Origin of the sequence: Microbispora rosea (genome assembly GCF_900156315.1) — a bacterium.
Lineage (GTDB): Bacteria > Actinomycetota > Actinomycetes > Streptosporangiales > Streptosporangiaceae > Microbispora > Microbispora rosea.
This window is the reverse complement of the sequence record NZ_FTNI01000053.1, coordinates 15,390-28,934: the sequence shown is the minus strand read 5'-3', so window position 1 is coordinate 28,934 and position 13,545 is coordinate 15,390. Positions and strand designations below refer to the sequence as shown.

General features: G+C 72.4%; 10 protein-coding genes. 3 read left to right on the top strand and 7 right to left on the bottom strand.

All coding sequences use genetic code 11. From position 1 onward, the window contains the following. The 7 genes from BXA11_RS40090 to BXA11_RS40055 form a co-directional block, all read right to left on the bottom strand. A partial coding sequence (locus BXA11_RS40090) for a non-reducing end alpha-L-arabinofuranosidase family hydrolase (RefSeq protein WP_083744939.1) occupies positions 1-1,257 on the bottom strand: 1,257 nt, incomplete at its 3' end. Between the two features lie 836 nt (positions 1,258-2,093). Beyond that, positions 2,094-3,482 carry an alpha/beta hydrolase family protein gene (locus BXA11_RS40080; RefSeq protein WP_076443186.1) on the bottom strand — a complete coding sequence of 463 codons (1,389 nt, stop codon included), beginning with the start codon at positions 3,480-3,482 and terminating at the stop codon, positions 2,094-2,096. Then, positions 3,482-4,387 (bottom strand): alpha/beta hydrolase family protein, encoded by a 906-nt coding sequence (locus BXA11_RS40075; RefSeq protein ID WP_076443185.1) that lies wholly within the window; start codon positions 4,385-4,387, stop codon positions 3,482-3,484. The genes BXA11_RS40080 and BXA11_RS40075 overlap by 1 nt, the downstream gene beginning before the upstream one ends. A 521-nt stretch (positions 4,388-4,908) precedes the next feature. Then, positions 4,909-6,114, bottom strand: a complete 1,206-nt coding sequence (locus BXA11_RS40070; RefSeq protein ID WP_076443184.1) for a cytochrome P450 — start codon at positions 6,112-6,114, stop codon at positions 4,909-4,911. 39 nt (positions 6,115-6,153) lie between these two features. Further along, positions 6,154-7,878 carry a phosphonate ABC transporter, permease protein PhnE gene (gene phnE, locus BXA11_RS40065; RefSeq protein ID WP_159454910.1) on the bottom strand — a complete coding sequence of 575 codons (1,725 nt, stop codon included), beginning with the start codon at positions 7,876-7,878 and terminating at the stop codon, positions 6,154-6,156. Continuing rightward, positions 7,871-8,707, bottom strand: a complete 837-nt coding sequence (locus BXA11_RS40060; protein ID WP_083744937.1) for a phosphonate ABC transporter ATP-binding protein — start codon at positions 8,705-8,707, stop codon at positions 7,871-7,873. Before BXA11_RS40060 ends, phnE begins: the two co-directional genes overlap by 8 nt. Beyond that, a complete protein-coding gene (locus tag BXA11_RS40055; protein ID WP_076443181.1) occupies positions 8,700-9,692 on the bottom strand; it encodes a phosphate/phosphite/phosphonate ABC transporter substrate-binding protein in 993 nt (330 codons plus the stop codon). The genes BXA11_RS40060 and BXA11_RS40055 overlap by 8 nt, the downstream gene beginning before the upstream one ends. Before the next feature lie 193 nt (positions 9,693-9,885). Between BXA11_RS40055 and BXA11_RS40050 the strand changes: the two genes are divergently transcribed. The 3 genes from BXA11_RS40050 to BXA11_RS40040 all read left to right on the top strand — a co-directional run bounded on the left by BXA11_RS40050 (position 9,886) and on the right by BXA11_RS40040 (position 13,519). Beyond that, a complete protein-coding gene (locus tag BXA11_RS40050) occupies positions 9,886-11,298 on the top strand; it encodes an alpha/beta fold hydrolase (protein WP_083744936.1) in 1,413 nt (470 codons plus the stop codon). Between the two features lie 185 nt (positions 11,299-11,483). Next, the gene (locus BXA11_RS40045) at positions 11,484-12,500 is read left to right on the top strand and encodes a PaaX family transcriptional regulator (protein ID WP_076443180.1); all 1,017 of its coding nucleotides are present in this window, start codon (positions 11,484-11,486) and stop codon (positions 12,498-12,500) included. Between the two features lie 95 nt (positions 12,501-12,595). Beyond that, positions 12,596-13,519 carry a PaaX family transcriptional regulator gene (locus BXA11_RS40040; protein WP_239105329.1) on the top strand — a complete coding sequence of 308 codons (924 nt, stop codon included), beginning with the start codon at positions 12,596-12,598 and terminating at the stop codon, positions 13,517-13,519. Positions 13,520-13,545: the final 26 nt, after the last annotated feature.

Below are 13,545 nucleotides of genomic sequence, written 5' to 3'. Positions count from 1 at the left end.
CAGGCTGGTGGCCGTGTACGAGCGGAAGTAGCGGCCCTGCGAGCCGATCGACTCGACGAGCATGAGGTACTTGTTCTGGCCCTGGAGCTTGTAGACCTCGACGCCCTCGAACAGGTTGTTCGTGGAGTCGCTCATGATCTGGGTGTAGTTCGAGCCGAAGCTGCCCGGGAAGTTCCCGATGGGCATGCTGGACCGGTAGATCTTGCCGTTGTCCCCGGCGAAGAACAGGTACATGTTCTGGCCGTCACCGATGAGGGTCTGGTCGATGGGGCCCGTGCCGGAGCCGGAGATGCTCGCCGTGGACAGGGTCTGCTGCGCCGACCAGCCGTTCGGGTTGGTGGGGTCGCTGGAGGTCCGGTAGGAGAAGGCGGTCCCGCCCCACTGGTAGGTCAGCACCCAGATGTTCTTGGGCGCGAAGTAGAACAGCGTCGGCGCGACGGTGGAGAAGTTCATCTTGGTCTGGGTGGCCGAGGCCATGTCCGACCAGTTCGTGAAGGGGCTGAAGGCCATCGAGCCCCAGCTCGATCCGTTGTCGTGCGTCGTCGCGTAGACGAGGTGCTTGCCGTTGTAGACGACGTTGGTGAAGTCCTTGAGCGAGACCCATCCGGACTTCGGAGTCGCCAGCGCGCCCGTCGAGCTCCAGCGGTACGACGACGGAAGATCGCATGTCGGCGTCACCGACGGGGACGGGGACGGGGACGGGGACGGGGACGGGGACGCGGACGGGGAGCGCGTCGGCGACGCGCTGGGCGACTGCGTGGGGGAGGGGCTCGGCGAGCCCGGGCTGCCCGTGCAGGCGACACCGTTCAGGGAGAACGAGGTGGGCACCTGGGGGGAGCCGTTCGAGGAACCGTTGAACCCGAAGTTCGTGCTGCCGCCGCTGGGGATGCTGCCGTTGTAGGAGACGTTGGTGGCGGTCACCGACGAGCCCGACTGGGTGTTGGTGGCGCTCCAGATCTGGGTGATCTGCTCGCCGGCGCCGAAGGACCAGGTCAGCTGCCAGCCGTTGACCGCGTCGCCGAGGTTGTTGATGGTGACGCTGGCGTTGAAGCCGCCCGGCCAGCTCGAACTGATGGCGTAGTCGACCCGGCAGGCGACGGCGGCCTCGGCGGGCTGTGTGATCAGCACGCCGCCGGCTCCGGCCAGCAGGAGCGAGATGGAGCCGATCACGAGGCCTCGGCGCGAGGCCCGCCGGGGCGACGCCGCGGTCGTGGCGGCGGAGGGGCGCGGTGACCGCGCTCTCCAGGGCAGACGCATCTGTGTTTCTCCTCATCATCATGTCCGGCCGCCGTCAGGGGCTGATGCAGGCAGCGGGCGGGGCCGCGGTGCCGTTCACGGTGGACCCGAAGGTCGTGGAGCCGCCGGCGGCGACGGAGCGGTTGCGGGAAAAGCGGACACGCGGGGGTCGCTCCGCGTGATCGACGCCGCGTCCTGTGATCAGGAAACGCACACCACCAGGGCGTCGCGAACGGCGGTCCTCACCGCGCACCACCACATGGGCAGGAGAAAGCCGCCTAGGAGAAACATTCTGGAAAACTGTGCCGAAATGTGTCAAGTATCGCGAGAAAGTTTCAGAGCGGCGCTCCCGCCTCGCGAACGACGGCCGCTGATAACGCCTGATGAGCCCGTATGTCGGTGTTTCACCACGCAGCGCGCGCGAGGTGCCGTCCTTGACATCGCGTCTTCATCTCGTATTGGCTCCGACCTGCCACCACAGTCATCCGATAGAGAAGGAACCGCGACAGGGGAGAATTGTTAGCGTTAACATTTCGCTCGTGGCCTCCACCGGGCGGCCACGGTGCGGGGCGGTCCGGCGGACAGACACCACGTCCCTGGAGCGTCCTCTCGGACAGTCACGGATGAGGAGGTGCGGGGCGGACGTAGTCGATCGTGTTCTGATCGCTGTCGTGCCGAAAATCGGCGCCGAGTGCCTTCCGTTCCGGCGGCCGGTCGGGACGTGCGGTCGTACCGCTCTCGGGCCGGTCACCCCGTCCGGCTGGGGCGCGCCAGGTCGTGCCTCGTCCCGGGCCGGCGTGTGCGGAGGGGCCGCTGCCCCGGACCGGATGGTCCGGGGCAGCGGCCGCCCGTGCGGCTCAGCCGGGATAGGGGCGGTTGAACCGCGGCGGGGTGAACGGGACATACCGAGGGGCGGGGTCGGCCGCCGGTGCCGCGGCGCGGGCGTTCATCGCCGGGGCGGACGTCGCGGGCCAGTGACCGCTCCGCAGCCGGTCGAGCATCGTCGTCAGCGCCGCCTCCTGCTCCGCCGGTGAGAAGTCGCAGTGGCCGACGGTCTCGGTGTACGTCTGGCGCAGCAGGGAGTTCGCTCCCGCCCGGCGCACATTCTCCTCGTACGACTGCTGCTGGGCGACGGTGGAGATCTGGTCACCGGTGCCGGACAGGGTGAGCACGGGGATCCGCAGGTCGCCGTTCAGGACGATGCCGCGCGAGAAGCGCTTGACGGCGTCCGGGTCGGCCGCGATGCGAGGCGCGGCGGCCAGCGTCTTCAGGTCGGCCCCGAGGTCCAGACCCGCCGCCTTGTACAGGTCGCGGACGGCACGCCGGAGGGCGGGATCGGCGAGGCTCAACTGCTTGTCGTAGTCCACGCCCGTGTTCCAGGACGGGTTTCCGCCGACGACGTCCATGATCTGGCGCCGGCTGCTCATGGCCTGCCCGATGTAGGGCAGGGGCCCACCGGCGAGCGCGAGGTAGGCGCCCTGCTGCAGCGCGGCGGCGTCCCCGCGGTCCGGAGGCGGTGGCACGGACCCGTCGGGGTTGCGTCCCCAGGCCGGCAACTGGCCGATCGCGGCTGCCAGTGCGATCCGGGCCCGCCCCTGTGGGGTCCGCTGCGCCGCGGCCAGCGCGTCGATCCACGCCTTCCTGGCCGATTCGATGTCGGCGGGGATGTCGACGACCGGCAGCCCCGGCGCGACCAGGCGCTCGAGCACGAAGACCGTGTCGAGCTTCTGGTTCCACTGGCCGACCGACCCGCCGAGGCCGCCGCACATCGGGACGGCGGCGTCGAATGTGCCGGGGTGGACCTGGGCGACGCCGGCGGCGACGAAGCCGCCCATCGAGGTTCCGGAGGCGATCGCCTTCCGGGCCGGGCCGTAGGCCTGCTCGAAACGGGCCAGCGCTTCGGCCTGGTTGTCGATCGCGGACCGGATGTCCCAGCCGGTGACCGCCCGGCTCGTCCCGCCGCGGGCCACGCCGTCGGCCAGCAACCGCGTGGTCAGGGCCTCGTTCCGGCCCGTGCCCGCGAAGTCGAGGGCGACCACCACGGTGCCGTTCCAGTGGGCCGGGACGACGAACTCGTACGGCGTGCCGTCCTCAAGGGTGCCGCTGACGCAGGTCGGGTGGGCGGGGGAGTCCGGCAGGCATGGGGTGCCGCCGGAGGGCCCAGCGGGGGCAGCGGCGGCGGCGGTCGTGCCGCCGACGACGGCCGCCAGCGCGGCGGCCAGGCACGCGGTCACTCCACGGCGCATCACAGCGGCAGCCCCTTCGACTCGACCGTCCATCCGCTCTCGCCGCACAGCCCGCAGTCGGGGCCGGCGAAGCGCGCCCCGGCGGTCCGATCCCCGCGCAGGACGTAGTCGAACCAGTCCGCGGCCACCTGCCAGCCCTTGGTGGCCTCGAGACCCGCGATCAAGCCGACGTGGCCGGCCGCGGTGTCGCCGACCAGAGCGGCGGGGACGTTCAGCAGGGCGTAGTTGTCGATGCTGTTCTGGTAGGCGATGTCGTCGGGACCACCGTTCACCAGCAGCGTCGGCGTGTGCAGACCGGCGAGACGGTCCCGCCCGTAGTCGCCGAAGGCCGGCTCCGGGAGATACCCGGTGTTGAATCCGGCGACCGCGTCGACGATGGGGTCGGTCCCGGCGGCGAGGGCTTCGACTCCGCCGCAACTGTGGCCGAGCACGCCGACCCGCGTCGTGTCCGCCCGCCCGTCGAACTGCTTGCGGGCCTGCTTCGACTCGGTGGCCCAGTGGGCGGCCGCGAGGAGCGCCTCGGGGTGCGCGATCGTGTTCTCGGGGGTGTTGGGGACGGGGAACTCGTCCAGCCCGCCGTTGGCCACGACGATGTAGCCCTGCGAGGCCAGGCCGGTCAGGAACGTGATCCCTTCCAGGTTGCTCGTCGCGCAGGCGCCGTTGCCGTAGACGATCACGGGCAGGCTGTCCTTCCGCAGCGCCTTGAGATCGGCCGGGCGGTAGACGGTGTGCCCGGGCAGCCCCTCGGCGGCCTCGCGGACCGTGGGCAGGATGGCGGGCGCGGGAGCGCCGGCCGCGGGGGGCTTCGGCGGTGAGGGCTTCTGGGGGGACGACGCCGCCGCGGCGCCGGAGCCGGCGAGGACGACCGCTCCCACGGTCGCCGCCAGCAGGGTCCGCGCGGTCATGGAGCGGGCAAACACGTTTGCGTATCCTCCACGGTTGATGGACGGGCAGGGGGTGTCGGCTCGGGGCCCGGCGAGGTCCGGAAATGGCCGGCGGGGCGCCTGGCAGCAGTTGTGCGGCACATTGCCGTCTCCAACGCAGACGATCGTTCAGCTTTATGTCACCAATGTCAATCCCCTGATTGCCGCGTCGATCCCGGGGCGGCGCGACCGTGACGTGCCCCGGCCGAGCTGCGGCACGCGGGTCTCCGCTGCACGACTGAGCGCGATCGCGCAGGTAGGAGCCGTCGAACCATAGTCGTGGTCACGCGGTGGGCGACCTCCGAGCCGCCTGCGGCGACGGGGTGGCGTGCCCGGTCCACGACCTGACGGGCGACACCGGGCTGACGCCGGTGCATGTAAACATCATCCGGACCGCATCGTCGACGCCGGGCGTGGCGGCTCGCGGCCGTGGCAGTGGCAGTGGCAGTGGCAGTGGCATGTGGCCTGCCGGGCGCCCGCCTCCGACGGCTTCAGTGGACGATTCAGCGGCGGGGGACGAGGAGCAGCGGCGCCGACCTGGGCCCGAACTCCAGCCAGTTGAACATCTCCACCTCGCCGTCCGGTTCGACGCGGGTGGTGCCGGCGAGCAGTTCGCCCAGCGCGGCCGTCATCTCCAGCCGGGCCATCGCCGCGCCCGGGCAGCGGTGCGCGCCCCGCCCGAACGCGAGGTGCCGGTTGGGCCGCCGCTCCAGGTCGAGCCGGTCGGCGTCGTCGAACACCGCCTCGTCCCTGTTCGCCGAGGGGAAGATCATCGCGATCGCCTCGCCGGCCCGCACCGTGCGGCCGCCGAGCTCGACGTCCCGGGTGGCGGTCCTGGCGAACACCCGATAGGGGGCGTACAGCCGCAGCAGCTCTTCGACCGTCGCCGGCAGCAGCCCGGGGTCGGCGCGCAGCCGGTCCTGGAGGCCGGGGTCGCGGGACAGATGCACGGCGGCGCTGCCCAGCATGGCGTGCGGCGCCCCGATGCCGGCCACGATGGTCTGCCGGACGGTGGCCACGACCATGTCGTGGGGGATCGGCCGCTCCGGGTCGCCGGACGCCCGCAGCAGGCTGGTCACCAGGTCCTCGTCCGGGTCGCGGGGGTCGGCCCGGCGGTCCGCGACGATGGCGCGGGCGATGGCGTAGAGCTCCTCGCTGGCCGCCATGACCCCGGCCCGGTCCATCTCCTGAATGGCGAAGCTGTACGCGACGCCGATCCGGCGGATCTCCAGCACCTGGCCGACCGGGAGGCCGAGGAAGAGCGCGAAGCACTGCGCCGCGTACGGCAGCGCGAAATCCCGGGAGTAGTCGCCGCCGCCGCGGGCCAGGAGCGGCCCCAGCAGCTCGCGTGCCGCCTCCGCGAAGGCCGGTTCGAGACGCCGTACGACGCCGCGGCGCAGCACGCGGTCCATCGGGGCGCGGTAGATCCCGTGCTCGGGCGGGTCGAAGTGCAGCGGCGGCCGGCGCTGGGCGCGCGGCACGTGCGGGACGACGTTCTGCACCGCGGTGCTGAACGTCTCGCTGTCCCGGGCCACCCGCACCACGTCCGCGTAGCGGGTGGCGGCCCAGAAGCCGCCGAAAGCGTCGCTCCACGGCACCGGGCAGCGTCGCCGCAGCTCGGCGTAGACCTCGTGCGAGCTGTCGAAGGTCTCCGGCGCGGTGGGGTCCCAGTCGGAGGCGCGCCCGAGGCCGTCGGCGGTGGTGGTCATGGTGAGATCCCTTTCCCTTCCCGTCCTGTGCCCGTCCGCTCACAGCAGGTGCCTGCGTGCGATCCGGGCGAGCGTCTCGATGGCGTACACGACGACGGCGATCGCGATGACGATCGCGGCGGTGGTGTCGTAACGCAGAGTGGCGATCGACTCCTGCATCAGGTAGCCGACGCCGCCCGCGCCGGCGATGCCGAGCACGACCGACTCGCGCAGCGCCAGGTCGGCCACGAACAGGCCGTTGCCGGTGAACGACGGCACGAACTGCGGCCAGATCCCCGCGGCGAACGCCTGCCACCGGCGGGCTCCGACCGAGGTCAGCGCCTCGTGCGGCAGCGGGTCGAGCTGCTCCAGGGAGTCGGCGAAGAACTTGGCGGCAAGCGCGGTGGAGGAGATCCACAGCGCCAGGAAGCCGGCGTACGGGCCGAGCCCCAGCGCGGCGACGAACAGCAGCGCGTACACGAGGTCGGGGATGCCCCGGACCACGACGAGCAGCACGCGGACCATCGCGGACAGCGGCCGCCAGGGCGTGGTGTTGACGGCGGTGAGCAGGGCCAGCACCAGCCCGCACGCGGCGCCCACCGCGGCGGCGCCCAAGGCCATGAGCAGGCTCTCCAGCACCGCCATGAGCAGGTCGCCGGAGAACGCGGGCGGCCACATGCCGGTCAGTACGGCGCGCAGGTTGGGCCAGGCGCCGGACAGCCGGCCCGGGTCGGGGTCCAGGGACCACAGCGAAACCAGGAAGACCACTCCGGTCGCGATCGCGCCGGCCACCCGAAGCACCCGGCCGCGGTCCCAGCCGACGTCGTGCGGGGCGCGCCCGCCGGGCAGCGCGGCCGTGCCCGTCGTGTCCCCGGCGGTCCGGCCGGCCGCCCCGGTATCGCGACCGACCAGGTCGCGGCGGCTCGTGCGGCTTGCCGTGCGGCGGCGAACCGTGGGACGGAGGACCGTGCGGCGGACCGTAACCGACAGCAGCTCCAGCAGCAGCACCAGGACGACGATCACGCAGATGATCCCCGCCGCCCGGTGGTAGTTGAGGCTGCCCAGCGCGGTCTGCAGCGCCACGCCGATGCCGCCGGCCCCGACGACGCCGAGCACGGCCGACGCCCGGATGTTGATGTCGAGGCGGTACAGCACGATGCCGGCCAGCGCGGGGAACACGCGGGGCAGCACGGAGGAGACGGCCACCTGCACCTCGCCGGCCCCGCACGCGCGGGCCGCCTCGGCGGGGACGGGGTCGGCCTCCTCGACGGCGTCGGTCAGCAGCTTGGCGATCATGCCCACCGAGTGCACGGCGACGGCGAGCGCGCCGGCCAGCGGGCCCAGGCCGAAGATCCGCACGAACAGGATCGCGAAGGCGAGCGTCGGCACGGCCCGGGTCAGCACGATGACCGCCCGGGCGGGCGGCCGCAGCCGGCGGGGGCCCTTGTGGGTGCGCGCGGCGACGAAGGCCAGCGGCACCGAGGCGAGCGCCGCCAGACCGGTGCCCGCCACCGCGATGAGCAGCGTCTCGACGATCATCCAGGCGACGTCGCCGGCGCGGGGCAGGTCCGGCGGCCACATCCGGCGCAGCAGCCGCGCGGTGTCGTCCAGCCCGGCGGCCAGCGAGGCGGGGGACAGGCCGATCCACCAGAACGTCAGCCAGGTGACGGCCACGGCCGCGACGAGCAGCCCCGCCGCGATGAGGGCGCGGGCGCTCCACGGCGGTCGCAGCGGACCCGGGTCCGCCGTGGCCGGGGCGCGCGTGGCGGGGGTGGTGCTAACCATCGCGGGCCCCCACCCGGCCATCGCGCTGAGCATCACCGGCCCCCGCCTGCGCGCTACCGGCCCTCGCCGTTTCGTAGACCTCCCGCAGCCGCTCCGCGGCGAGGCCGGCGGCCGGCTCGTCCAGCACCAGCCGTCCGCCGCGCAGCGCCACGACCCGGTCGGCGGTGGCGAGCGCGAGCTCGACCTGATGCAGGCTGCACACCACGGAGATGCCGTCCTCGGCACTGATCCGCTTGAGGATCTCCAGCACCACCATGCTCGCCGCCGGGTCCAGCGAGGCGACCGGCTCGTCGGCCAGGATCAGCTCGGGGCTCTGCAGCAGGGTCCGGGCCACCGCGACCCGCTGCTGCTGGCCGCCGGAGAGCGTGTCGCAGCGCTGGAAGCGCCGGTCCGCCAGCCCCACGCGGTCCAGGTGCTCCACGGCGCGGATCCGCAGCGCGCGCGGGTAGCTCATCACCCCGTACCTCGGCAGCCGCAGGGTGGCCAGCGACCCCATCAGCACGTTCTCCAGCGCGGACAGCCGCCCGACGAGACCGAACTGCTGGAAGACGAACCCGACCCTGGCCCGCAGGGCGCGCAGCCGGCTCCGGGAGCAGGCGGCGGGATTCTCGCCCAGAGTGCGCACGGTGCCGCTGTCCGGCAGGTGCATGCCGTTGACCAGGCGCAGCAGCGTGGACTTCCCGGCGCCGGAGGGGCCGACCAAGGCGACGAACTGCCCCTGCGGGACGTCCAGCGAGACGCCGTCGAGCACGGTGGTGCCGTGGAAGCCCTTGCCGACCTCCGACAGCCGCAGCACGGGGTCGCCGATCACGGCGGGTTCCTCAGCCACCGGACGTGCAGACCTCGGCCTTGGTGATCTCGCAGATGCGCGCGATCGGCTGATAGGTGGCGTCGGTGGCCGTGACGAACGTCCAGGCGGTGGAGGCGCCGAGGGTGCAGGCAGGGGCGTCGGCGTAGTGGCCCCAGTTCTTCGGGCCCTTGATCTCGCTGCCCTTGCACAGCCCGGCGGAGGCGGCGCCGGCGGCGGTCAGGCCGGTCACCGTTTTGACGATCTTGTCGCGGGTGTCCTGCGGCAGCCACGTGCCGACCACGATCGGCGGCCCGGGGATGAGCGGCGAGGTCCACACCTTGGTGACCTGACCCGGCTTGAGCTGGCCGCGGGCGGGCAGCAGCTGGTCGATGAACACGTCGCCGACGAAGGCGATGTCGCAGTCACCGGCCAGCAGCGAGGCGACCGCCGTGTCGTGCCCGTGGGTGAACACCGACTTGACGTCCTTGTCCACATCGACGCCGGCTTCTCGCAACGAGGCGAGGGGCTGCAGGTAGCCGGTGGTGGAGCCGGGGTCGGTGAAGCAGACGTCCTTGCCGGCGACATCCTTGAGCGAGGCGATCGACGTGTCGTCGCCGCGGGTCACCCCGTAGGCGTAGGCGCCGGGCTCTCCGCCCGGGGCGGCCAGCGGGACGGCGACGGGCTCGACGTCGGCGCGGCTCCGCGCGAGGTAGTAGCTGAACGCCCCGTAGACGGCGATGTCCACCCGTTTGGCGACCTGCGCCTCCACGACGGCGGCGTTGCTGGTGACGGCCTGGAACCGCACCGGCACGCCGAGGTCCTTCTCCAGCGCCGAGACGATCGGGGCGAACGACGCCTCGAGATTGTCGCTCTGCTCCGACGGGATGGCGGCGAAGACCAGCTCGTCGGACCCGCCGCCGTCGGCGGATGCGCCGCGGGTGCTACCGGGACCGGCACCGCAGGCGGACAGGAGTGCGATCGCGGCACCCGCCGCGACGACGCCCAGAGCTGACTTTCGGAACATCGAGGCTCCTCACATGCAGGTGGTCGGGCCAAAGTAAGCAGGCCCAAGAGCATTGTCAACAGTTCTGTGACGACCGTAAGATTTCTGCCGAACTTAACTCGCGGCGGAAATCGGACGACCGTCCATTCAACTGTTGCGGATCTCGTGTCGCAGCAGCTTCCCACTCATGGAGGCGGACATCAATCCCCGTTTAGTGATCAATCGGGCGACCCGGGCCGTGACGGTGCTCACCGCCACAGTGACGGCCACGGCCCTCGCACTCGCCGTCCCGCCGGCCGCCGGCCTGCCGCAGGCCTCGGCGGCGTCCGGCCGGACCGGTCCTGTCAGCGTCACGGGCGTCCACCCGAGCGGCGCCACGTACGCGATCGAGGTGCCGCGAAACTGGAACGGCACCGTGCTGACGTTCAGCCCCGGCTACGGCCAGGGCGCCGGGCCGCAGCACCTGCCGGCCGACCTCGGCGGCAACGCCGCCGCCCAGAGCTGGCTGCTGGCCCACGGGTACGCGCTGGCCGGCACCCGGCCCTACGGGAGCGGCTGGGCCGTCGAGGAGACCCTGCGGGCCTCCGCCGACACGCTCGCCGCATTCGCCCAGGTCGCGGGGGAGCCCACGACCACCCTGGCCTGGGGCGGGTCGATGGGCGGCGCCATCGCGGCCGGTCTGGCCGAGCGCCGGCCCGACCTCGTCGACGGGGCGCTGCCCTACTGCGCCTCGGTGGCCGGGCCGGTGGCGATGCTCAACCAGTCGTTCGACGCGGCGTTCGGGTTCAAGACGCTGCTCGCCCCCGGCGATGACGCGGTGAAGCTCGTCCGGCTGGCCTCGGACGACGAGGAGGCGCGGAGCGTCGCGGCCGCCCGCGCCGTCCTGGACGCCGCCCAGCAGACGCCGGCCGGCCGGGCCCGCATCGCCCTGGCGGCCTCCTTCGCCCAGGTCTCCACGTGGTCGGTGACCGGCACCGCCGAACCGGCGCCGCGCGACTGGGCGGCGCAGCAGGCCCAGGAGTACGCGGCGTTCACGGCGACCGTCTTCTCTCCCCGCTATCCGCTGGAGCAGCGGGCGGGCGGGAACTTCTCCTGGAACACCGGCGTGGACTATCGCAGGGAACTGCGAGAGTCCGGGCGGACGCAGCAGGTGCGCGCCCTCTACGACAGCGCGGGACTGGACCTCGACGCCGACCTCGCGGCCCTGGCGGCGGCGCCGCGCGTCTCCGCCGACCCCGGCGCGGTCACCTACATGGAGAACTACTTCACCCCGCGCGGCGCGCTCGGCGTTCCCGTCCTGACGATGCACGAGCGCGGCGACAACTACCCCACCGTCACCCAGGCGCGCGCCTACTCCGATGTGGTCCGGCGCGCCGGGAACCAGGCGATGCTGCGCCAGGCGTTCGTCGACCGGCCCGGCCACTGCCGCTACACCGGGGCCGAGTTCGTCGCCGCCGTGCGGACGCTGGAGAACCGGGTCACCACCGGCCGCTGGACGGACGTCGACGCCCACCGGCTCAACGCGCTGGCCGCACGCCTGGCCGCCGAGAACTCGGACCTGGGCGCCGCGGAGTTCATCCCCTACACCCCAGGCCGATTCCTGCGCCCCCATGTCCCCGAAAGGTGAAGAATGAGGAGACATTTCGCGTGATCCTCGGCTCGGGTCTCCTGGCCGCGGCCGGGATCGCCGGGAAAGGACCCGGACGTACGCGAAGTCGCGTGACATAAGATTCACGCAGGTCGAGCCAGGTGAGCGCCCGTGTTCGTGCGGGTGGCCCGCCGGGGAGCCTGCACCGGCTGAGGAGTCTGACGATGGAGGGACACCGGGTGACCGCGTCGCCGGAGCCCGGCTCCCTGCCCAGGGCTCGGCAAGGGGCGGAACCGCAGCGGCTGCTGACCACGCTGCTGGGCGACTACTGGTTCTGGCGCGAGGAGCACATCCCGTCGGCGGCGCTGGTCCGGCTGCTGGAGGAGTTCGGCATCACCGCCACCAGCGCCCGCGCCGCCCTGCGCCGGGTCGCCTCACGAGGGCTGCTGGCCAGCTCCCGCAACGGCCGCACCACCGCGTACGGACTGCCGCCCCGGGCGTCCGACGTGATCGTGGCGCACATCCGCCGGCTGCTGACGTTCGGCGCCGCCACTCCGCGCTGGGACGGGCAGTGGACGGTTGTCACGTTCTCGGTGCCCGAGGACCAGCGGGACACCCGGAGGGTGCTGCGCGACGGGCTGCGCCTGCTGCACTTCGGCATGCTCTTCGACGCGGTGTGGGTGTCCCCGCACGACAAGACGGACGACGTCGCCGAGCTCGTGCGAAGGCTGGGCGTGCGCGGGGCGGTCGTCTTCCGGGCGCGCAAGGTCGCCGACGACGACCTGGACCCGGTGCTGGACCGCGCCTTCGACGTCGCCGCGCTGCGCGGACGCTACCTGCGCTTCATCGGTGCCCACCGGCCGGTGGCCGAGCGGCTGGCGACGTCCAGCCCCGGCCCCGCCGAGGCGTTGCGGCTGCGAACCTCGATCATGACCGACTGGCGGGCGTTCCCCACGCTCGACCCCGACCTCCCCGCCGAGCTGCTGCCTGCCGGGTGGCCGCGCGACGAGGCGAGGCGGCTGTGCGTGCAGATCTACGACTCGCTCGGGGAACCGGCGGAGCGGCGGTTCCGCGAGATCCTCGCCGAGTTCGACCCGGAGCTGGCCGCGCTGGCCGCGCACCACACGTTCGCGCAGGTGTCCGCCATGGAGTCGCCGGCGACGCGCCGTCACACGAGCTTCGACGAGACGACCGACCGCGACCGCCTGGACCTGCTCGCCGGCGGCGACCTGGCCGGCTGACGCGGTGGCCTCGGCACATCGTGTAGCGGTAGCCCGCGAAAGCATGACATCTTGGTAACGAGCGCACGCTCAAGCGTTGTCAATATACTCCTGCTGTGAATGATGGTGAAAGGTCCGAGGCAGCGGACCTCGACTTCCCGCGTTTCCAGGTGGGCGCGCCCCCGCAGCACCTGATCACGACGCTTCTCGGGGACTACTGGATCAGCCGGCCCGAGCAACTGCCGTCCGCGGCGCTGGTGCGGCTGACCGAGGAGTTCGGCGTCTCCGCCGTGGCGGCCCGGGCCGCGCTCAGCCGCCTGACCAAGCGGGATCTGCTCGAGTCGTCCAAAAACGGGCGACGCACCTACTATCGCCTGACGGATCGGGCCGCCGCGGTGATGCTGGAGGGGCGGCAGCGGATCATGTCCTTCGGCCTGGCGCAGGGCGCGTGGGACGGGACGTGGGTGATGGCGGCGTTCTCCATCTCGGAGGAGCAGCGCGACCTGCGCCACGCGCTGCGTGCCAGGCTGCGCTGGCTCGGCTTCGCCCCGCTCTATGACGGGTTGTGGGTGTCGCCGACCGCGAACGCCGACAGCGCGGCGGCGGTGCTCGCCGAGCTGGAGATCCCCATGTCGACGATCTTCCGGGCCGAGGCCCTGGATCTCGCGGGCATGCGCGCCCCGCAGGAGGCGTGGGACTTCGACCAGCTCAGGCGCACCTACGAGGGGTTCGTGGCCCAGTACTCTCCTCTTCTGGAGCGCGTCCGGAGGGGCGTGGTCGGCGCGTCCGAGGCCCTGGTGGCGCGTACGGGGATCATGGACACCTGGCGCACGTTCCCCAACCACGATCCCGACCTGCCGGCGGAGCTGCTGCCCGCCGACTGGCCGCGTGCGGCGGCCAGAGACCTCTTCGTGGAGGTCTACGACACCCTCGGGCCGCTCGCCGAGTTCCGCGTCAAGCAGATCGTCGCGGAGTTCGAGCCCGAGCTGGCCGGGCTGGTCGCCCACCACCGGACCAGTTCCATCCTCGCGCTCACCTGATCGATCCGGCGACGGGGCGGCGTTCC

Excerpts from the sequence above, each read along its gene's own strand:
- BXA11_RS40055 (WP_076443181.1), bottom strand. The coding sequence starts at position 9,692 with ATGTTCCGAAAGTCAGCTCTGGGCGTCGTCGCGGCGGGTGCCGCGATC.
- BXA11_RS40045 (WP_076443180.1), top strand. The coding sequence starts at position 11,484 with ATGGAGGGACACCGGGTGACCGCGTCGCCGGAGCCCGGCTCCCTGCCC.
- BXA11_RS40070 (WP_076443184.1), bottom strand. The coding sequence starts at position 6,114 with ATGACCACCACCGCCGACGGCCTCGGGCGCGCCTCCGACTGGGACCCC.
- BXA11_RS40075 (WP_076443185.1), bottom strand. The coding sequence starts at position 4,387 with ATGACCGCGCGGACCCTGCTGGCGGCGACCGTGGGAGCGGTCGTCCTC.
- BXA11_RS40080 (WP_076443186.1), bottom strand. The coding sequence starts at position 3,482 with ATGCGCCGTGGAGTGACCGCGTGCCTGGCCGCCGCGCTGGCGGCCGTC.
- phnE (WP_159454910.1), bottom strand. The coding sequence starts at position 7,878 with ATGGTTAGCACCACCCCCGCCACGCGCGCCCCGGCCACGGCGGACCCG.